We start from the raw sequence: 20,312 nt of genomic DNA, 5'->3' as shown, positions 1-20,312 counted from the left end.
AACTGGACCTTATCGGAGTACCGCTGCGCTGTCAGGGTGGAGGCATGACGACCTTTCTGCACCCCGGAGATCACGGGTACGACGCGGCCCGCTCGATCTGGAACGCGATGATCGACCGCCGGCCGGACGTGATCGCGCGCTGTACGACGACCGCCGACGTGGTGGAGGCAGTCCGCCTCGCCCGCACGCAGAACCTCGAGCTCGCGGTTCGCTGCGGCGGTCACAACATCGCCGGCCTGGCCGTCCCGGACGGCGGGCTGATGATCGACCTGACCCCGATGAACACGGTCGAGATCGACCTCGAACGCCAGACCGCCTTCGTCCAGGGCGGCGCGCTGCTCGGCGAACTCGACCGTGCCGCCCAGCGCTACGGCCTGGCGACGACCGCGGGCAACGTCTCGCACACCGGAGTCGGCGGGCTCACGCTCGGCGGCGGGATGGGCTGGCTGGCCCGTCGATTCGGGCTGGCCTGCGACAACGTCACGGCGTACGAGGTGGTCACCGCGGCCGGCGACGTGGTTCGGGCGACCGCCGAGGAGAACGCCGACCTGTTCTGGGGACTGCGCGGTGGCGGCGGCAACTTCGGCGTCGTCACTTCGTTCGAGTTCCGGCTGCACGAGATCGGCACCCGCGCATTGGTTGCCGAGTTCACCTATCCGCTCGAGGCGGCGTACGACGCCTTGCGGGGTTGGCGTGAGCTCAACCGGACCGCGCCGCGGGAGGCGACCTTCACCGCCTCGATCACGCCGGACGGCGTCACCCTCGGCTACGTCTGGGTCGGCCCGCTCGGCAGCGAACTGCTGCCCCAGTTCCGGGCCCTTGGTCCCGTGCAGAAGGAGTACGTGGAAGCGATGCCCTACCTGACCCTGCAGACGCGGGACGACAGCATCCAAGGTCATCGCTTCCGCCGCTATTGGAAGGGCCACTACTTCAAGTCGCTGCCCGATGAAGCGATCAAGGCGCTCATCAACACCCCCGGCGTCTCCGGAAGCCTGCAGGCCTACGGCGGCGCGATCGCCGACACCCCCGACAGCGACGCGGCCTTCAGCCACCGGGACACCCTGTTCGAGTTCGTCACGTCCGCGCGCTGGGAGGACCCGGCCGACGACGAGGCCCGGATCAGCCAGGTCCGCCAGTACGCCGCCGCGCTCACGCCATACGCGCAAGGGGCTTATGTGAACACGCTCAACGGCGAGGCGATCCACCGCGCGTTCCCGCCGGAGAAGCTCGCCCGGCTGGCCGAGCTCAAGGCGAAATACGACCCGGCGAACCTGTTCCACCTGAATCAGAACATCACCCCGGCAATACTGGTGGGGTGACAACCGAACTGACGCCTGAGTTGGCGGCGACGATCGAGGCAGGCTTCTCCCGGCGCGACCGGGAGAACATGCAGCCCACGATCGACTTCTTCGAGGCACTGCTCGTCGAGCACCCGGACAACCCGTACGTGCTCTACGAGGTCGGCGGCTCCTACGACACCGCCGGCCAGGAGGAGAAGGCCGTCGGGTTCTACGAGCAGGCTCTGCCCGGGCTGAGCGGCGAGACCCGCCGGAAGTGCCTACTGCAGTACGGGAGCACGCTGCGCAACCTGGACCGGTTCGACGACTCGCTGGACGTGTTCAAGAAGGCGTGCGCCGAGTTCCCGGAGTCGGACTCGCTGCGGGTGTTCAAGGCTCTGACCTTGCACGCGGCCGACCGCAAGGACAAGGCGCTCGCCAGCCTGCTCCTGGTGATCGCCGACCGCCTGGAGACCCCGGAGATCAAGCGCTACGAGGCCGCCATCCGCGGCAACGCCGAGTACCTCGCCAATCTCTAGCAGGCGCAGGCGACACCGCGAGGTGCGGTGAGCGGGTCCGATAGCCGGCGGTTGATGCCGTCGGCGGTCTCGACCGGGAGGCCTTCGCGAGCCCAGTACTCGAAGCCGCCGATCATCTCCTTGACCGGATACCCCAGCTTCGCGAACTCCAGCGCCGCCCGGGTCGCGCCGTTGCACCCGGGCCCCCAGCAGTAGGTCACCACCCGAATCCCAGCCGGTACGACGGCGCTCGCACGCTCGGCGATCTCCCGGGTCGGCAGGTGGATCGCGCCCGGGACATGGCCCTGGTCCCAGCTCTCATGGCTGCGACTGTCGATCAGCACCCAACCCGTCGTACCGGCGCCGACGTCGGTCGCCACATCGGATACATCGGTCTCGTAGGCAAGGCGTCCGGCGAAGTGGGCCACGGCTGCGGTCTGTTCAGTCATGTCCTCAGCGTCAGCGATGCGGATCAGCGAGAACAGTGGCAGAAATGACCTAGTACAACAAGATTCAGCCAGGGCGATTGATCCGAGCGCGGGCCCGCGCCACCTTGATCGCGGTCTTCAGCGTCTCCACGTCGTACGCGCCGTAGTGCCGCTGTCCGTTGATGAAGAAGGTCGGTGTCCCGGACACACCACTGAGGTCGGCCGACTCCACATCCCGCGCCACCCGAGCCGCGGCGACATGCCGCTTCACCTCGTCGTGGATCCGCTGGTTGTCGAGGCCGAGCTGCTCGGCGTACGACATCAGGTCCTTGGGCTGCAGGTTCTCCTGGTTGGACAGCAGCAGGTCGTGCATCTCCCAGAACGCACCCTGCTCATGCGCGGCCTCGGCCACCTCGGCCGCGATCTGCGCCCGCGGATGCACGTCCGACAACGGCAGATGCCGCCACACGTACCGCAGGTCGTCGTCATGCAGAAGATCCCGTACGACGGGCTCCGCGATCCCGCAGTACGGGCACTCGAAGTCGCCGTACTCGACGAGCGTCACCGTGGCGGTCTCGGGACCACGGACGTGATCCAGCTCGGGGTCGATCGGGTCGACGAGGTCGACCAGCTCCTCGGCCCGGCCGAGCAGTGCGAGCGCCTTCTTCGCCGGACTCAACAGCTTCACGGCCCGGAACACCAGCCAGGTCAGCGCTGCCGACACCACCACGGCCGAGAGCAGCCCGATCTTGGCCTCGGCCAGGGCCGGGCCGTCGAACGCGATCGTTGCTATCAGCAAGGAGACGGTGAAGCCGATGCCGGCGATCGTGCCGCTGCCGACCACGGCCGCCCAGCCGACCTGCGGTCCGTACCGGCCGCCGGAGAAGCGGTCCAGCAGCCAGGAGACCACCGTGACCGCGACCGGCTTGCCGACCACGTACCCGACCACGATGCCGAGCGTGACCGGCGAGGTGAACGCCCGCCCGAGGAAGTCCGCGTCGATGGTCACTCCGGCATTGGCCAGGCCGAACAGCGGCACGATCAGGTAGCTCGTCCACGGGTGGTAGAGGAACTGCAGCCGCTCGTTCGGCGAGATCGTCGCGGTCAGGCCGACGGTCGCCGACCGGGCCAGCTCGGGTGTCGGCTGCTCCCGGAAGACCCGGAACAGCCCGCTCGCCTGCTCGAGCTCCTCCCGACCGGGCGAGTACGCCGGTGCGGTCAGGCCGATGGCCAGTCCGGCGACGACCGGGTCGACGCCACTCGTGAGCAGGGCGGCCCACGTGATCACGCCCAGAACGACGTACACCCAGGGTTTGCGGACGCGGAGCAGCGCGAGGGTGAGGACGACCCCGAAGGCCACGATCGCGATCATCAGCGGCATCAGGTCGATGTTCTCGCTGTAGATCACGGCGATCACGACCAGCGCCAGCAGATCGTCGACCACGAACACGGTCAGCAGGAAGACCCGGACCCGATCCGGAACCCCACGGCCGACCAGCGCGAGCAGACCGAGCGCGAGCGCGGTGTCGGTCGACATCGCGACGCCCCAGCCGTGCGCGGTGTCCGTGCCGAGGTTGAAGGCCAGGTAGATCAGCACCGGCGCGGCCATCCCGGAGACACCGGCAAGCACCGGCAGCACGAACCGGCTGCGGTCCCGCAGGTCGCCGAGGTCGAACTCGCGCCGCGCCTCCAGGCCGACCACCAGGAAGAACAGCGTCATCAGACCGCTGTTGATCCACTCCCGCAGATCCAGCCCGAACGCATGGTGACCGAGCTCGAAAGAGAGGTCGGTCCGCCAGAAACCGTCATACGAATCCGGGGCCAGGTTCGCCCAGAGCAGGGCCAGCACGATCGCCGCCGCGAGCACTCCGGAGCTACCGGCCTCGGTGCGCAGGAAGCTGCGCATCGGAGCCGCGAACTCCCGTCGCCAATTCGTCCGGCCGCTCAACAAGGCCGGGAAGTCCGCCATGTCGTCACCCTACTGCCGCAATCCAGGGTTGAGGCTGCATGATGTCTCCTGCGGACACCCCCTGCCCGGGTGTTCAGGCGCAGTTGAAACCATTGGGAGCCCCGTTGACCGAGCAGGAACTCACCGCTACCTCAGCGGATGCGTTCGCGCGGCTGGCCATCGAGCTGCACGACGCCCCTGGGGTCGAGGAGACGATCGATGCCGTCGTCCAGTTCGCGCTGCAGGCACTGAATTGCACGTACGCCGGAGTCGCGCTCTACACACGCGGCGGGAGCCCGGAGATCGCGGCGGTGACCGATCCGGTCGTTGCCAACGTCTACGACCTGCAGCTGCGCAGTGACGTCGGCCCGCTGGTGACCGCCCTGCGGGACCGGACCACGATCCTGATCCGCGACACCGAGACCGACGGCCGCTGGCCCGACTGGACCACCGAGGTCGCGGCACTCGGCGTCCGCAGCACCCTCGACGTACCGCTGACGACCGGTGACGCGGCCCGGCAGACCGTCGGCGTACTGGGTCTCTACAGTCCCGAGCCGGACGCGTTCAGCGAGGACGACGAGGCGATCGCGCACATCCTCGCCCGGCACGCCTCGGTCGCCGTGGCCTCGGCCCGGCACGAGGAGACGATGGCGCAGGCGGTCGACGCCCGCAAGCTCGTCGGCCAGGCGATGGGCATCCTGATGGAGCGCTTCGACGTCGACGGCGACCGCGCCTTCGCCATCCTCAAGCGCTACTCCCAGGACACCAACACCAAACTTCGCGACGTGGCCCAGCAACTGATCGACACCCGCAAACTCCCGCACTGATGACGGTCGAGCAGGTGTGGGAGGCGCGGCGGCTGCGGACGGACATCATCCGGCTGCGGATCGCTACCGGCCTCCTGCTCGTGGCCGGTGCGGTGCTGCTCTTCGCGATCTCGCACCCGATGCCCGGCCTCCTCGTGATGCTCGGCGCCGTCTTCACGCTCGCCGCAACAAGCAGCCGCAGCACCCGCCTCCGCCGCCTGCAACGCGATCTCGCCCGCGAGCAGGACGCCTAGCGGGGCGGGTGAGCGCCGTAGGCTGTCGGGATGGGGAGTTGGCAGCCGTTGATGGGGCCTTCCCGGCAGGTAGCTCTGGAAATCCTGCTGGACGGGCCGCTGTCGCGCGCCGAGCTGTCCCGGCGGGTGGGGCTCTCGCCAGGGAGTCTGACCCGGCTGACGAAGCCAATGGTCGAGTCGGGGCTGCTGGTCGAGGTCATCACCGAGATCACCGATGCTCGGGTCGGGCGGCCGTCACAGCCGCTCGATCTGGATCCGGCCGCCCATCACTTCGTCGGGATCAAACTGACCGGTGACCGGGCGATCGGCGTACTGACGACGTTGCGGGCCGAGGTCATTGCGAGTCTGGAGCGACCGCTCACCGACCACACGCCGTCCGCCGTGGTCGACCTGGTGCTGGAGCTGACCGACGACCTCGCCGAACGTTCTCCCGGCCCGATCACCGGGGTGGGCGTGACGCTGGGTGGACGGGTCGTGGACGGGAACGAGGTCCGCTGGGCGCCGTACCTGGACTGGGTCGACGTGCCGTTCGGCGACCTGCTCGCAGGCAGGACCGGTACGCCGATCGTGGTGGCGAACGATCTCAACGCGCTCACCGAGGCGACCCACTGGTTCGGGGCCGGCCGTGGGACCGACCGGTTCGTGCTGATCACCATCGGCGCCGGCGTCGGCTACGCGCTGGTCGTCCACAACCGGACGGTCGAGAGCCCGGACACCAGCATCGGCCTGATCGGGCACCACCCGCTCGTCCCGGACGGACCGCCGTGCGATCGCGGGCATCGCGGTTGTGCGATCAGCCTGCTGACGGTCGGCTCGATCACCGGCCGGGTCGGCTCCTTGCTCGGGCGGGAAGTCGATTATGAAGAGTGCCTGGACCTGGCGGCCAAGGGCGACCCGGCCGTGCAGCCGCTGATCAGCGAGGCCGGCCATGCCCTGGGCAGGCTGATCGCCGCGGCCGCGAACTTCACCATGCCCGAGCTCGTGGTCCTCGGCGGCGAAGGCGTCCGGCTCGCCGAGGTCGCCCGGACCGACCTGCTGGCCGGCCTGCACGCCGACCGGCACCCCTCCGGCGCCGAGCTGCCGATGGTGCTGCAGCCGGCCGACTTCACCGAGTGGGCCCGCGGCGGCGCGGTGATCGCGATCCAGACCTTCGTTCTTGGTAACTGACTAACTCAAGATAAGCAGTTACACTCACCTGCATGGACACCGTGAGGCGATGGATCAGCGGCTGGCGCCTGTGCCGCGGACTGCAACCACCGGTCGAGTACGACGGCGTCGTACTCGCGCAGCTCGACCTCCCCGGGCGTGAGCGCGAACTGTTCACCGACGATCCCTCACTGATCGAGCGCCTGGCCACAGTCGTGACCGAGACCACGTGGCTGACCGTCACCACCCAGTACGGCGATGCCGTGACCTCGCGGCTGAGTTCCGCCGGGCTGGAGCCGTTCGCCGAGCAGAAGGTGCTGATGTCGATCGCGCTGCGTGATCACCCGCACCCGGCGACGTCGTACCGGCTGGTCAGGCAAACCGAGGGACCACTGGATCACATGCAGCTCCTCGCCCCGGACGGCACGGTCGCTGCCCGCGGCATGATGGCGACGGTCGGCACGGACGCGGTCATGCACGACATCCACACCGATCCGGACCACCGGCGGCGCGGCCTCGGCAGCGTGGTGATGGGTGCGCTCAGCCAGCGGGCACTCGAGCGTGGCGCGGACAACGGTCTACTGATGGCCACCGCGGTCGGCGTCCACCTCTATCGCTCACTCGGCTGGCTGCCGGAGGCAACGATGGTGACGGCCTCAGGCGGTACGAGCGCGGTGCGCGGCGACCTTGGTGCGGTTCTGACAGGCCGTTGAGCAGAACCGCTGCGTGCGGTTGCGGGTCGAGTCCAGGAACAGCTCGTCACACCGCTCCGCCGTACAGCGTCGTAGTCGCTCGGCGTCGTGACTCCCGAGCAGCATCGCCACCGCGGTAGCGAACTCCGCGAGCCAACCGGTCGCTGCGGACGCTCCCGGCGCTGCGAAGTGCAGATGCCAGAGCTGCCCCGGCTCCCGGGTCAGCTGTGGAGCCGCCTGGGTTCGGCGCAGCAGGTCGTTGACCACCGCGACCGCTCTGTCGACGTCGGGCAGCAGACTCAGTGCGTCATACAACTGCCGTGCGCCCGTCTCGTACTCGTGGAGCTCGATCGGGATGGTTCGGTTCGTGGTGAGCCGCAGCACAGCGCGGACTGCCTCGTCGTCCGGCGGCGCGGCCGGGCGACCCTGCCGCGACGGAGCGCCGAAGAGGTTCGCCAACGCGATCGCGGCGGCGAGCGACGCCTTGAGGTGATCCGTGGGCTCCACGAGGCCCAGTATCCGGCAGCTGCAGGCGGTCACCCAACCTCACGGAGAGTAGCGAAGCTATGGTGAAACGTGCCCTCCGTGCAGCAATCCGGGCGGAAGGGTGAACCAATCATGGGGAGCAAGGCGTCCTACCTAGGTCGTACGTCAGATCTCCGCAACATCAGTCCCGGATCCGATGAATTTGATGGTTGCCAGCTACAACAATGAGGAACATGAACCTGGTCCACGTCCGGCAGCGGCCGGCGCCCGCGGGTATCGCCGGTCTCTCCGAGGCCGTCGTCGACCTGTCGGCGGTGCGTGACAACGTCAGCACCTTCCGGCGACTGGCCTCGCAGGACGTGATGGCCGTGGTCAAGGCCGACGCCTTCGGCCACGGCGCCGTACCGGTCGCCCGGGCCGCGCTGGAGGCCGGCGCCACCTGGCTCGGCGTCGCGCGCGCCGACGAGGCCCTGCAGCTGCGGGCCGCCGGGCTGACCGCCCCGCTCCTGACCTGGCTGTACGACGCCGCCGAGCTGATGCTGCTCGGCGACATGGACGTCGATGTCAGCGTCTCCACGGTCGCCGAGCTGCAGCAGGTCGCCTCGGTCCCGGCCGTCAAATACGTGCATCTGAAGCTCGACACCGGTCTGCACCGGGCCGGCAGCACCCCCGACCAGTGGATCGAACTGACCCGGGCCGCGGCGCACCACGAGGCGCTCGGGGCGCTCGTGGTCCGGGGAATCTGGTCGCATCTGTCGCACGGCGACGATCCTGACGCCGTCCAGAACCGGAAGCAGTTGCAGCTGTTCCGGACCGGGGTGGTGCTGGCCCGGCGCGCAGGACTGACACCGAGCACGATCCACCTGGCCAATTCGGCCGGTGCGATCACGCTCGACGCGCCGGACTGTGACGTGATCCGGATCGGCGCCGGGCTGTACGGGATCGACGAGACCGGGATCGGTCTGCGGCCCGCCATGAGGCTGATGAGCAAGGCGATCCAGGTACGGCGGATCGGCGTCGGCGAAGGCGTTTCGTACGGACATGACTTCACCGCCGACCGCGAGACCACGGTCCTGCTGGTGCCGGTCGGGTACGCCGACGGGATTCCGCGTGTCGCGGTCAAGCAGGCTAGTGTGCTGTGCCGCGGGGTCCGGATGCCGATTGTCGGCAGGATCGCGATGGACCAGTTCGTCGTCGATGCCGGTGATCTGGCGGTCGACCCGGGCGAGCCGGTGACGATCTTCGGTGACGGTTCGCAGGGCGAGCCAACCGCTCAGGACTGGGCTGAGTGGGCCGGAACCATCCCGCACGAAATCTACTGCGGCATCGGAACTCGGGTGCCGCGTCGCTACGAGGAGGCAACTCGATGAAGGTCGCGGTCGTGATGGGCGGCACCAGCCCCGAACACCACGTGTCCCTGGCCAGCGGCAAGGGGATCGCCGCGGCGGTCACCGAGCTCGGTCACACCGCGGTCCCGCTCGTCATCGACCAGCAGGGCGACTGGGCGGTCGGCCTGCACGAGGCGATCGACCTGCTGCGCTCCGTGGACGTCGTGCTGATCGGCTTGCACGGTGAGTACGGCGAGGACGGCCGCCTGCAGGGCTTCCTCGACCAGCTCAAGGTCAAGTACGTCGGCAGCGGCGTACTGGCCAGTGCCGTCGGCCTGGACAAGCACCTGACCAAGTCGGTGCTGCGCTCGCACGGCATCGCGGTCACCCCCGGCGTCCGGCTGTTCGGCGCGGAGACGACTGACACCGAGGCCGCCATCCAGAAGCTCAAGGCGGCCGACGTCGAGTTCCCGGTCTTCGTGAAGCCGGCCAACGGCGGCTCCAGCTTCGGCGTCGGCCGGGCCACCGACCTGGCCTCGCTGGCCGACGCGATCGCGGCCGCGGCCGAGCTCGACCCGCAGGTGCTGGTCGAGAAGGAGATGATCGGCCGCGAGATCGACCTCGCCGTGCTGCAGTTCCCCGACGGCCGGGTCGAGGTCGGCCCGTCGCTGGAGATCATCAGCGACCCGGCGCAGCCGTTCTTCAACGCCACCGCCAAGTACGACGCCGACAGCGCGACCCAGTTCCTGATCCCCGCGCCGGTCGACCCCGAGCTGGCCGAGCAACTGCGCCGTACGGCCCTCGAGGTCTTCGACGTCCTGGGCTGCACCGGGCTGGCCCGGGTCGACTTCTTCATCGAGGCGGACGGCAAGCCGGTCGTGAACGAGATCAACACGCTCCCCGGCTTCACCCCGGCCTCGCAGTTCCCGCGGATGTGGGCCGCGGCCGGCTACTCGTACGCCGATGTCGTCGGGGTGCTGATCGACACCGCGGTCGCCAAGCCGTGACGGTACTGCTCAGCGACGAGCGCATCACCAGCATCGAAGCGATCGAGAACGGCGAACCCCTGGTCGAGCTGGCCAGTCGTGGGATCCAGACGCCCGGCGTGGCCTACTCCCGTGAGGGCGTGGCGGACCGGCTGGTGATCGCGAACGCGTTCCTGCCGTCGGGGATCCAGCTGCACGTGGTCGAGGGGCTGCGGCCGCTCGAGTCGCAGCGCGAGATCTACGACGGCTACTGCGCCGAGCTCCGCACGCTGAACCCAGACATGGACGAGGCCGAGATCCGGGTGCTGGCGAGCCGCTTCGTCTCCCCGATCGAGGTCGCCCCGCACGTCGCGGGCGCCGCCGTCGACCTCACCCTGGTCGGCGCGAGTGGTCCACTCGATCTCGGTACGCCGATCGACGCCACGCCCGAGCAGAGTGACGGAGCGTGTTTCTTCGCCGCGACCAACATCAGCCGCGAAGCCCGCACCAACCGCGAACTCCTCGCCGACGTCCTCACCTCGGCCGGTCTGGTGAACTACCCCACCGAGTGGTGGCACTGGTCCTACGGCGACCGCTACTGGGCCTACACCGAACAACACCCCCACGCCCTCTACGGCCCCGTCCCGTGGCCCATCCCCGCCTGACCGCCGCCCCGCCTTGAGCACCCGTCAACCACTTCCCGCCCGCGGAAATGACTGAACCGTGCTCAAGGGTCGCCGAGCCATTCCATCTACATTGCATCGATTGCTGAGGGGTGAGCGGGCTGGTGCTATAGCTTCCATCGATCTTCATCGTTGGAGGAACTATGACCCCGCCCCGGTTGTCCCGTCGCAGAGTTCTGCTCAGCATCCCGGCGGTCGCCGTCGCCGCCCGGTTCGCGCTGCAGGCCGCTCCCGCCCAGGCACTCAAGAAGAAGCCTGAGTGCGTGGCCGACCTGATCGCGGCCGGCTGATGGCCAGCATCCCCTGGCTCGCCGACGTTCTGCGGGCAGCCGGCGTACAGGTCGTCGAGGAAGGTAACTGGAAGGCCCGCGGTGTCTCCGGGTCGTTCAACCCGATCGGCGTGCTCTGGCACCACACCGCCGCGCGCTCCAGCCCGACCAACCCGGCCCCGGCGCTGGGCATCTGCATCAACGGCCGCTCCGACCTGCAGGGCCCGCTGTGCCATGCGCTGGTCGACTACAACGGCGTGTTCCACGTCATCTCCGCCAACCGTGCGAACCACGCCGGCGCGGCCCGGGCCAGCGGTCCGATCCCGGCCGGTGACGGCAACACGATGCTGATCGGCTGGGAGATCGACTACGACGGCGTCAACCAGCACATGACACCGGCGCAGTACGACGCCTCGGTGAAGGCGACTGTCGCCGTACTGAAGCAGATCGGTCGCGACGCCAGCTACGTGCGCGGCCACCGGGAGACCAGTACGACGGGCAAGATCGACCCGTCGTTCATCGACCTGGACGCGTTGCGGGCGGAGATCGCCGCGCTGCTCGCCGGTGGTGGCGGCGCGGGCGGTCAGGCGTACCGGTACATGGACCAGCAGCACGTCGCGGCGGTCGGCACCGGCGGCACGCTGGTCAACCTGATGTGGTCGCCCAGCACCGACAAGCAGGTGCAGGACTGGGGATCGAGCAACCTGGCTGGGAAGCCGATCGGCTATGTACACAACGGGCAGCAGCATGTGTTTGCCCGCAGCAAGGACAACACCATGCGGCACTGGTGGCAGGCCGGGACGAGCGCTCCGGTCCCCGACACCTGGGGCACCGAGGGACGCGTACTGTCGAACCCTGCCGGGTTCGCGTACAAGAACCAGCAGCATCTGTTCTACCGCAACCCGGATGGGAACCTGGAGCACAAGTTCTGGGATCAGGGCACCGACCAGATCACCACGGGCGTCTGGGCCGGCGGACCGTTCGTCGGTAACCCGTTTGCCTTTGTACACAAGGACGAACAGCACATCTTCGGACGCGGGCCGAACGGCGAGCTGAAGCACTGGTACTGGGTCCCGGGCCAGAACCCGGCCAACGACAACTGGGGTGTCGCGTCCGGCGTCACCTCGGACGTGACCGGATTCAGCACCGGCGCCCAGGCCCACGTCTTCTTCCGGAACGCCGACGGCCAACTGCAGCACCGCTTCCTCAGCGGTACCCAGGTGCTCGGCGACATCTGGACCGGCGGCCCGTTCGTCGGCAACCCGTATGCCTTCGCACACAAGGACCAGCAGCATGTCGTTGCCCGCAAGGAGAACGGCGACCTGGTGCACTTCTACTGGTCCCCCACCATCGACCCGCCCCAGGCCGACAACTGGGGTGCCCTCGGCGTCGTCACCGACGACCCGGTAGGCCTCTCCACCTCCGACGCCCACCACGTCTTCTACCGCATCGCCAACGGCTCCCTGGAACACCGCTTCTTCATCGACGCCAACGCCCAGCAACTAACCGACAACTGGGGCGGCTCCCTGGCCCCCACCACCTAACGTCCGAAGCATCGCAGTACGTGGTCGGCGTTTCTTTCGGACGTTAGCCGCGACAACTGCGGATTTGCCCGGTCTGCGGGGATCTACTGCCGCTGAGCGACAGCAGATCCCCGCAAAGCGGTTCGTGTACCCCCGATTCGCGCCGCACCGGACAGGCCGGACACGTACACGGTGGCTGGTCACCGCGGCGGCCGATTTTACTGAAGCGCTAGGCGGGCGTGGTCTGTGGCTGAGGGGGATGGCGAGGCCGGCGACCACCGTTGCGGTTGCTTGAGCTTCCGGGCTTCGGTTGCGGTGCAGAAAAATGAGGGGATCTCCCCGCAAGTTGCTGGTTCTCCCCTCAAAATTTGAGCAGAGAAGGGCCCATTTGAACGGATATCCAGTGAAATTCCGCCCGCTGGCAGCCGACCCGAACCGTAGTGGTCAACCACGGTGGCGGGTCAGCTGACAGGCCTCCTGATCGTCGGGAGCAACCACCGCGACGGGTCAGCTGCAAAGCCTCCTGATCGTCGGCGGTAACCACAGCACATCAGCCACAGGCAACGGGGAACCGCGGTCGCCCAGCGAACCATCCGGCTCAGCCGTAGACCGCCTCAGCCACCCGTCTCAGTCAAACCGGCCGCAGCGGCGACTAGCCACCGCGTACGTCCTCGGCCGAATCCGCGCGGCGGGATGGGACGAGCACATTCAGGAAGGCGGGGTTCCTGGCCAGCCGAAGACCCCAACCACAGCGACCGATCACCTCTTGCGATCTCGCTCCCCGTACCGGTTGGGGGGACTGTGGCTGAGGTGGATGGTGCGGTCGGCGGGCTATGGCTGAGCTACCTGAAGGAGCGCGATGACCCCGCAGTACAACGTCCGAAAACACGCCGACCACGTACTGCGAACCTTCGGACGTTAGGGCCTGACAGCGCGCGTGGTGATGCGGTGGGGGTGGGTGTAGACGTTGAGGGAACCGTTGCGGATGAATCCGGCGAGGGTTAGGCCGGATTCGTCTGCTAGGTCGGCTGCTAGGGAGCTGGGGGCTGAGACGGCGCCTAGGACGGGGATACCGGCCATGACGGCTTTCTGGGCGAGCTCGAAGCTGGCTCGGCCGGAGACGATCAGGATCAGGCCGCGGGCGGGGATGCGGTTGGCCAGGAGGGCCCAGCCGATCACTTTGTCGACGGCGTTGTGTCGGCCGACGTCCTCGCGGACGACGAGCAGGTCGCCGGTGGGCGTGAAGAGGCCGGCCGCGTGGAGACCGCCGGTACGGTCGAACACCTGCTGCCGGGTGCGCAGTACGTCGGGCAGTTCCGCGAGTACGTCGTACCGGATCTGCACGTCGTCCTCGGCCGGCGAGTGTCTGGTTTTCAGGCGAACCGCGTCGAGGGAGGCCTTTCCGCAGACGCCGCAGGACGAGGTGGTGTAGAAGTTCCGTTCGACCCCGGTGACTGGCGGCGGTACGCCGGGAGCCAGTCCGAGATCGAGGACGTTGTAGGTGTTGCGCCCTTCGTCGTCTCGGGAATCGCAGTACCGGGCGTCGCGGATGTCGTCGGCGCTGCCGATCACGCCCTCGGTCTGCAGGAAGCCGTGCGCGAGCTCGACGTCGTGACCAGGGGTGCGCATCGTGACGGCGAGCGCCTTGCCGTCGACGCGGAGTTCGAGCGGTTCCTCGACCGCGAGCGAGTCGGGCCGGCTGCGTTCGCCGTCCGGCCCGATCCGAATCACCGGGCGCCGCGCGATCAGCCGCCCCACAACCGCGCTCCCGGATCCAGCGGCAACAACCGAGCCGCGATCGCCTCCGCCGGACCCGGCTCAACCACCGCCAACGCATCCGCGCCTGCCGCACCACGCAACATCGCCGACCCACCATGCCCCACCGGTACGACGCCTTGCTCGGTCACGCGCACCGGCACCAACCGCGTACTCCGCGGATGGCAATCCACCCCACCCGGAATCGACGCCACCGGCAAAGCAGGCAACGGCAACCCGCGAAGCCGGTAGATAGCCGCCATCCCCAGCGTCAGGAATGCGCTCAACGCCGCGAACGGATTACCCGGCAGCCCAATCACCAACCGCCCATCCCCCAACCGAGCCAACGCCTGCGGATGCCCCGGCCGGCAATCCACCCCATCCACAATCAACTCTGCCCCCAGCAACGCCAACACCGGCCGCAAATGATCAGCCGGCCCAGCCGCTGAAGACCCCGACACAAAGATCAGGTCAGCGCGAGCAACGTCGAGAGCTTCGAGGAGGGCTGTTCGGGTGTCGGGGAGGTGTAAGACGGGGCCTAGGTGGGCGCCGGCTTGGGTTATCAGGTGGGGGAGCATGGGGCCGATGGCGTCGCGGACTCGGCCGGGCGCGGAGGGGCCTTGGTGGACGAGTTCGTCTCCGGTGATCAGTACGGCGACTGTTGGCTGGGGGATGACGGTCAGGCGGTTGAGGCCGAGTGAGGCGGCCAGCCCGAGGACCGGACCGTCGACGACGACTCCGGCAGGCAGGACGACCTCACCGGCCCGGCACTCCTCGCCAGCTCGTCTGATGTGCCGCCCGGCCTCTCCCGGCCCGCTGACCCAATCACCATCCAGCTCGACGTCCTCGTCCCGCACCACACTCGTCGTACCAGCTGGCACTGCAGCTCCCGTGGTGATGCTGCACGCCTGCCCAACCGTCAGCTCGACCGAGGCAGCGCAGTTCACCCTGACATGCCCGATCACCCGCCACGGCCCAGCCCCGCTCACGGCGTACCCGTCCATCGCCGACCGGTCCACCGGCGGCACCGCACCCGGCGACACCAACGGACTGGCCAGCACACACCCAGCGGCCTCAGCCAGCACACGCGATACCGCAGCCTGCGGGCGACCGATCAGGTGCGCCACCCGCCGGGCTGAGTCCCACGACACGTGCTCAGGCCGTGGCAGGTCGTTCGGTTGAGTCACAGCTGTTGAGCGGCTAGGGCGGCGGCAGGATCGAGGTCGACGGCACCGGCTTGGGCATGAGCTTTCAGGGCACTCTTCATTCGCGGATCCCAGACCACCCTCATGTGGTTGGCGATAGCAGTCGCCGCATCAGCCGTCGGCCGATGCGCGAACTGCGCCGCGATCTCGTTCGCCAGTCGCACGTACGGCGGCATCGTGGCGCGGCTCATCGCGCGTCACCGACCACGGCCGGCTCCCGAGCCTCGGCAACGGACATCGGGAGCAGATCGACCTGAACCGCGGTGACCTTGTACTCCGGACAGTTCGTGGCCCAGTCGGAGTTGTCCGTGGTGATGACGTTGGCGCCGGTGATCGGATGGTGGAAGGTCGTGTAGCAAACCCCCACCGGCATCCGGTCGGAAAGCCTTGCATGCAAGGTAGTCCGGCCCACCCGACTCGACAGCGCGACGGTGTCCCCGTCCTCGATCCCACGAACCTCCGCATCGTGCGGGTGCAGCTCGAGAATGTCTTCCGGGTGCCAAGCGACATTCGCCGTACGGCGAGTCTGCGCGCCGACGTTGTACTGCGAAAGGATCCGTCCAGTCGTCAGGATCAACGGATATTTCCGCGTCGACCGCTCCGACGTCGGCACGTAGACGGTCTCCATGAACCGCCCCTTACCCCGGGTGAACTCCTCCTCATGCATGATCGGCGTACCGTCCGGGTGCTCGACATTGCACGGCCACTGGATCGAGCCGACGCTGTCCAGCCGCTCGAACGAGACACCCATGAACGTCGGCGTGGTCAGCGCGATCTCGGCCATGATCTCGGCCGCCGAGTTGTAGTGCATCGGGTAGCCCATCGCCTGGGAGATCTCACAGACGATCTCCCACTCCTGCTTACCGGTCTGCGGCGCCATCACCGGTCGGACCCGGTTGATCCGCCGTTCGGCGTTGGTGAACGTCCCGTCCTTCTCCAAGAACGATGTCCCAGGCAACAAAACGTGCGCGAACTTCGCCGTCTCGTTGACGAACAGGTCCTGCACCACCAGCAGATCCAGAGCACCGAGCGCGGCAAACACATGCTGCGTGTTCGGGTCGGACTGCGCGATGTCCTCACCCTGCACGAACAACGCCTTGAACGAGCCGTCGATCGCCGAGTCGAACATGTTGGGGATCCGCAGTCCGGGCTCGTTCAGCAACGGCGTACCCCAGAGCTTCTCGTACACCTCCCGTACGCCGTCGTCCGACACGTGCCGGTAGCCGGGCAGCTCGTGCGGGAACGAACCCATGTCGCACGAACCCTGCACGTTGTTCTGACCGCGCAGCGGATTCACGCCGACACCCCGACGACCGATGTTGCCGGTCGCCATCGCGAGGTTGGCCATCCCCATCACCATCGTCGAACCCTGGCTGTGCTCGGTGACGCCGAGACCGTAGTAGATCGCGCCGTTTCCACCGGTCGCATACAGCCGAGCCGCCGCCCGCACTTCAGAAGCCGGTACGCCGGTGATCTCGGCGACCGCCTCCGGGCTGTGTGCGGGATCCGCGATGAACGTCTCCCACGTCTCGAAGTCCTCGCACCGATCCGCCACGAACGACCGATCGACCAGCCCTTCCGTCACCACCACATGCGCGATCGCGTTGATCATCGCGACATTGGTGCCGGGGGCAAGCGAAAGATGATGGGCGGCCTCGATATGCGGCGACCGGACCAGGTCCGTCTTCCGCGGATCGATCACGATCAACCGAGCGCCCTGGCGGATCCGCTTCTTCATCCGCGAACCGAACACCGGGTGCGCGTCCGTCGGGTTCGCCCCGATCACCAGGATCACGTCGGCCTCGTCGACCGACTTGAAGTCCTGCGTACCGGCCGACTCGCCGAAGGTCTGCTTCAGCCCATACCCCGTTGGCGAGTGACAGACCCGCGCACACGTGTCCACGTTGTTGTTCCCGAACACCGCACGGACCATCTTCTGAACCGTGTACACCTCTTCGTTCGTGGTCCGCGACGAGGTGATCGCACCGATCGACCCCTGCCCGTACTGCGCCTGGATCTCCCGCAACCGCCTTGCAGTGAAGGAGATCGCCTCGTCCCACGAGACCTTCCGCCACTCCTCGGCGATCGTGTCCCGGATCATCGGCTCCAGCACCCGGTCCGGGTGACTCGCGTACCCGAACGCGAATCGTCCCTTCACACACGAGTGCCCCTCGTTGGCGCCGCCGTTCTTGTACGGCACCATCCGGACCAGCTCATCACCGCGCAGCTCGGCCTTGAACGAGCAGCCGACCCCGCAGTACGCGCAAGTGGTGATCACGGAACGCGTCGGCATGCCGAGCTCGATCACCGACTTCTCCTGCAGCGTCGCCGTCGGGCACGCCTGCACGCAAGCACCACAGGACACACAGTCGGATTCGAAGAACGATCCACCAGCGCCGGCCGCGACCTTCGAGTCGAAGCCACGACCCTCGATCGTCAACGCCAGCGTGCCCTGCACCTCGTCGCACGCCCGCACACACCGCGAACACGCAATACATTTCGACGCCTCGAAATCGAAGTACGGGTTGGAGAAATCGGTGGGCGCATCCATGTGGTTCGCGCCCGCGTCGACGCCGGATCCGTAGCGGACCTCGCGCAGACCGGTCACCCCAGCCATGTCCTGCAGTTCACAGTCACCATTGGCCGAGCAGGTGAGACAGTCCAGCGGATGGTCGGAGATGTAGAGCTCCATCACCCCACGCCGCAGCTTGCCGAGCTTCTCGTTCTGCGTCCGCACCACCATGCCCGGCGCGACCGGCGTCGTACAGGAGGCCGGCGTACCGCGCATGCCGTCGATCTCGACCACACACAACCGGCACGACCCAAACGCTTCCAGGTTGTCGGTCGCACACAGCTTCGGTACGTCGATGCCCGCTTCCTTGGCCGCCCGCATCACCGACGTACCCGGTGGCACCTGAACAGCAACCCCGTCCACCAGCAGCTCGACAGTCGCCGCTCCCGCGCGGGCCGGCGTACCGAAATCCGGTTCCTTCAAGAGACTCATGCGCCGAAATCCTTTCCGAAGTGGCGGACGGCGCTGCGCACCGGCAGCGGCGTGAGCCCACCCATCGCGCAGAGCGAGCCGTCGGTCATCAGGTCGCACAGATCGTCGAGCACGACGAGGTTCTTCTCCCGGTTGTCACCGGCAACGATCCGGTCGATCGTCTCGACGCCGCGGACCGCGCCGACCCGGCACGGCGTGCACTTCCCGCACGATTCGGCGGCGCAGAACTCGAAGGCGAACCGGGCCATCGCGGCCATGTCCACGGTCTCGTCGAACACCACGATCCCGCCGTGCCCGACCATCGCGCCGGCCGCCGCGAACGCCTCGTAGTCCATCGGCAAGTGGAACTGCTCGACCGGCAGATACGCACCCAACGGTCCACCGACCTGTACGGCGCGGATCGGGCGACCGGACGACGTACCGCCGCCGAACTCGTTCACCAGCTCGCCGAGCGTGATCCCGAACGCGGTCTCGACGATGCCGCCGCGAGCCACGTTCCCACCGAGCTGGAAGACGCTGGTACCGAGCGACCGACCGACGCCGTACGCCGCGTAGGTCGCCGCACCGTCCGCCAGAATCGTCGGGACCGTTGCCAACGACAACACGTTGTTGACCACGGTCGGCAGCCCGAAGAGTCCTTGCAGGGCTGGGATCGGCGGCTTCGCGCGAACCATTCCGCGCTTACCCTCGAGGCTCTCCAGCATCGAGGTTTCCTCACCGCAGATGTACGCACCTGCGCCCACCCGGACGTGCAGATCGAACTCGAACCCGGAGCCGAGGACATCGGCCCCCAGCCACCCCTCGGTCCGGGCGAGCTCGATCGCGGCCCTGAGCGTTGCGACCGCATCCGGGTATTCGGAGCGCAGGTAGACATAGCCTTCCGACGCCCCCACGGCGTACGCCGCGATCGTCATTCCCTCGATCAGGGTGAACGGGTCACCCTCGATCAGCATCCGGTCCGCGAAGGTGCCCGAGTCGCCCTCGTCCGCGTTGCAGCAGACGAACTTCAGGTCGGAGACAGCACCAAGGACCGTCCGCCACTTGATGCCGGTCGGGAAGCCGGCACCTCCGCGACCGCGGAGACCGGACTCGACCACGGTCTCCACGACCTCTGCCGGGGTCTGCGCCAACGCCTGACGCAGACCCCGCAGACCGCCGTGCGACGTGTAGTCGTCGACGGACAATGGATCCGTCACCCCGACCCGGGCGAACGTGAGCCGCTGCTGCCGCTTCATCCACGGCAACTCGTCGATCGGCCCGAGGCAAGGTCCGGTGCCGTCGAGCATCCCGGCGGCCACCAGTCCGTCGACGTCCTCCGGGGCGACCGGCCCGTACCCGATGCGTCCGTCCGGAGTCTCGACCTCGATCAGCGGCTCGAGCCAGAGCATCCCGCGCGACCCGTTCCGCACGACCTCGACTTCGGGTGCCAGTACGGCGATCCGCTCCGCGACCTCATCAGCCCCGACCGACCGGGCAGCCGAGTCGCGGGACACGTACACCCGCGTCATCGCGCATCTCCCAGCAACGCGTCGAGCCGCGCGGGCGTCACCCGGCCGTGCAGCCGTTCACCGACCTGGACCGCCGGGCCGAGCGCACAGTTCCCGAAGCAGAACACCTCGTCGAGCGTGACGCGTCCGTCGTACGTCGTCTCACCGAACCCGCAGCCGACGCTCCGCTTCGCATGCTCGGCCAGCGCCACCGCCCCGACCGATCGGCAGGCCTCGGCCTGGCAGATCGCCACGACAGTCCGACCAGCCGGCGTACGGCGGAAGTCCTTGTAGAACGTGACCACCCCGTGCACCTCGGCCACCGACAGATTCAGTACGTCGGCGATCACCGGCACGTCTGGTTGATCGACGTACCCCAGCTCCTCCTGGACAGCATGGAGTATCGGAATCAACGACCCTCGAAGCCCGCGCAGCTCAGTAGCTATCTCCCGCACGCGCTGAGCACGTCCAGGAGCCGGAACGGAGGAAGCGGCCACTACCTCACTCGTCATGTATACAACATCCCGTGTTGCGTGAG

General features: G+C 67.9%; 20 protein-coding genes. 11 read left to right on the top strand and 9 right to left on the bottom strand.

Features of this window, described 5'->3' with window-relative positions:
- The first annotated feature begins 44 nt into the window (after nt 1-44).
- A complete protein-coding gene (locus OG474_RS20590; protein WP_405063963.1) occupies nt 45-1,319 on the top strand; it encodes an FAD-binding oxidoreductase in 1,275 nt (424 codons plus the stop codon).
- Nucleotides 1,316-1,816 carry a tetratricopeptide repeat protein gene (locus tag OG474_RS20585; RefSeq protein ID WP_405063962.1) on the top strand — a complete coding sequence of 167 codons (501 nt, stop codon included), beginning with the start codon at nt 1,316-1,318 and terminating at the stop codon, nt 1,814-1,816. The genes OG474_RS20590 and OG474_RS20585 overlap by 4 nt, the downstream gene beginning before the upstream one ends.
- Here OG474_RS20585 and OG474_RS20580 read toward each other — a convergent pair.
- On the bottom strand, nt 1,813-2,244 hold the full coding sequence (locus OG474_RS20580; protein WP_405063961.1) for a rhodanese-like domain-containing protein: 432 nt from the start codon (nt 2,242-2,244) through the stop codon (nt 1,813-1,815). The two genes, OG474_RS20585 and OG474_RS20580, sit on opposite strands and share 4 nt — an antisense overlap.
- A 64-nt stretch (nt 2,245-2,308) precedes the next feature.
- Nucleotides 2,309-4,192, bottom strand: coding sequence for a Na+/H+ antiporter NhaA (nhaA, locus tag OG474_RS20575; protein ID WP_405063960.1), 1,884 nt, complete (start codon nt 4,190-4,192; stop codon nt 2,309-2,311).
- 104 nt (nt 4,193-4,296) lie between these two features.
- On the opposite strand from nhaA, the gene OG474_RS20570 reads away from it, so the two are divergent.
- From OG474_RS20570 to OG474_RS20555, 4 genes are read left to right on the top strand one after another with little or no spacing between them, the layout of a single operon-like run.
- The gene (locus OG474_RS20570; RefSeq protein WP_405063959.1) at nt 4,297-4,998 is read left to right on the top strand and encodes a GAF and ANTAR domain-containing protein; all 702 of its coding nucleotides are present in this window, start codon (nt 4,297-4,299) and stop codon (nt 4,996-4,998) included.
- Nucleotides 4,998-5,231, top strand: coding sequence for a hypothetical protein (locus OG474_RS20565; RefSeq protein WP_405063958.1), 234 nt, complete (start codon nt 4,998-5,000; stop codon nt 5,229-5,231). The genes OG474_RS20570 and OG474_RS20565 overlap by 1 nt, the downstream gene beginning before the upstream one ends.
- Before the next feature lie 30 nt (nt 5,232-5,261).
- Nucleotides 5,262-6,398 (top strand): ROK family protein, encoded by a 1,137-nt coding sequence (locus OG474_RS20560; RefSeq protein WP_405063957.1) that lies wholly within the window; start codon nt 5,262-5,264, stop codon nt 6,396-6,398.
- A gap of 32 nt (nt 6,399-6,430) precedes the next feature.
- On the top strand, nt 6,431-7,090 hold the full coding sequence (locus OG474_RS20555; protein ID WP_405063956.1) for a GNAT family N-acetyltransferase: 660 nt from the start codon (nt 6,431-6,433) through the stop codon (nt 7,088-7,090).
- Here the strand turns inward: OG474_RS20555 and OG474_RS20550 are convergent.
- On the bottom strand, nt 7,034-7,576 hold the full coding sequence (locus OG474_RS20550; protein ID WP_405063955.1) for a CGNR zinc finger domain-containing protein: 543 nt from the start codon (nt 7,574-7,576) through the stop codon (nt 7,034-7,036). The two genes, OG474_RS20555 and OG474_RS20550, sit on opposite strands and share 57 nt — an antisense overlap.
- 212 nt (nt 7,577-7,788) lie before the next feature.
- On the opposite strand from OG474_RS20550, the gene alr reads away from it, so the two are divergent.
- The 5 genes from alr (at nt 7,789) to OG474_RS20525 (ending at nt 12,344) form a co-directional block, all read left to right on the top strand.
- A complete protein-coding gene (alr, locus tag OG474_RS20545) occupies nt 7,789-8,925 on the top strand; it encodes an alanine racemase (RefSeq protein ID WP_405063954.1) in 1,137 nt (378 codons plus the stop codon).
- The gene (locus OG474_RS20540) at nt 8,922-9,890 is read left to right on the top strand and encodes a D-alanine--D-alanine ligase (RefSeq protein WP_405063953.1); all 969 of its coding nucleotides are present in this window, start codon (nt 8,922-8,924) and stop codon (nt 9,888-9,890) included. The genes alr and OG474_RS20540 overlap by 4 nt, the downstream gene beginning before the upstream one ends.
- Nucleotides 9,887-10,513: a M15 family metallopeptidase gene (locus OG474_RS20535; protein ID WP_405063952.1), complete on the top strand. Its 627-nt coding sequence runs from the start codon at nt 9,887-9,889 to the stop codon at nt 10,511-10,513. The genes OG474_RS20540 and OG474_RS20535 overlap by 4 nt, the downstream gene beginning before the upstream one ends.
- Nucleotides 10,514-10,674: 161 nt before the next feature.
- Complete coding sequence (locus OG474_RS20530) at nt 10,675-10,821, top strand: hypothetical protein (protein ID WP_405063951.1); 147 nt, start codon at nt 10,675-10,677, stop codon at nt 10,819-10,821.
- Entirely contained in the window at nt 10,791-12,344 is a 1,554-nt protein-coding gene (locus OG474_RS20525; RefSeq protein ID WP_405063950.1) for an N-acetylmuramoyl-L-alanine amidase, read from the top strand. The genes OG474_RS20530 and OG474_RS20525 overlap by 31 nt, the downstream gene beginning before the upstream one ends.
- An 897-nt stretch (nt 12,345-13,241) precedes the next feature.
- On the opposite strand, the gene fdhD is transcribed toward OG474_RS20525, so the two are convergent.
- From fdhD to OG474_RS20495, 6 genes are read right to left on the bottom strand one after another with little or no spacing between them, the layout of a single operon-like run.
- The gene (gene fdhD / locus OG474_RS20520) at nt 13,242-14,081 is read right to left on the bottom strand and encodes a formate dehydrogenase accessory sulfurtransferase FdhD (RefSeq protein ID WP_405063949.1); all 840 of its coding nucleotides are present in this window, start codon (nt 14,079-14,081) and stop codon (nt 13,242-13,244) included.
- Entirely contained in the window at nt 14,069-15,229 is a 1,161-nt protein-coding gene (locus OG474_RS20515) for a molybdopterin molybdotransferase MoeA (RefSeq protein ID WP_405063948.1), read from the bottom strand. Before OG474_RS20515 ends, fdhD begins: the two co-directional genes overlap by 13 nt.
- A gap of 32 nt (nt 15,230-15,261) precedes the next feature.
- A complete protein-coding gene (locus OG474_RS20510; RefSeq protein ID WP_405063947.1) occupies nt 15,262-15,474 on the bottom strand; it encodes a formate dehydrogenase subunit delta in 213 nt (70 codons plus the stop codon).
- Nucleotides 15,471-18,287, bottom strand: coding sequence for a formate dehydrogenase subunit alpha (fdhF, locus tag OG474_RS20505; protein WP_405063946.1), 2,817 nt, complete (start codon nt 18,285-18,287; stop codon nt 15,471-15,473). The genes OG474_RS20510 and fdhF overlap by 4 nt, the downstream gene beginning before the upstream one ends.
- Nucleotides 18,284-19,795 (bottom strand): formate dehydrogenase beta subunit, encoded by a 1,512-nt coding sequence (locus tag OG474_RS20500; protein ID WP_405063945.1) that lies wholly within the window; start codon nt 19,793-19,795, stop codon nt 18,284-18,286. The genes fdhF and OG474_RS20500 overlap by 4 nt, the downstream gene beginning before the upstream one ends.
- Nucleotides 19,792-20,286 carry an NAD(P)H-dependent oxidoreductase subunit E gene (locus OG474_RS20495; protein WP_405063944.1) on the bottom strand — a complete coding sequence of 165 codons (495 nt, stop codon included), beginning with the start codon at nt 20,284-20,286 and terminating at the stop codon, nt 19,792-19,794. Before OG474_RS20495 ends, OG474_RS20500 begins: the two co-directional genes overlap by 4 nt.
- Nucleotides 20,287-20,312 lie beyond the last annotated feature (26 nt).

It is taken from the genome of Kribbella sp. NBC_01505, from assembly GCF_045040285.1.
Classification (GTDB): domain Bacteria; phylum Actinomycetota; class Actinomycetes; order Propionibacteriales; family Kribbellaceae; genus Kribbella.
The sequence above is the reverse complement of the archived record's forward strand: the minus strand, read 5'-3'. Positions and strand labels throughout refer to the sequence as shown.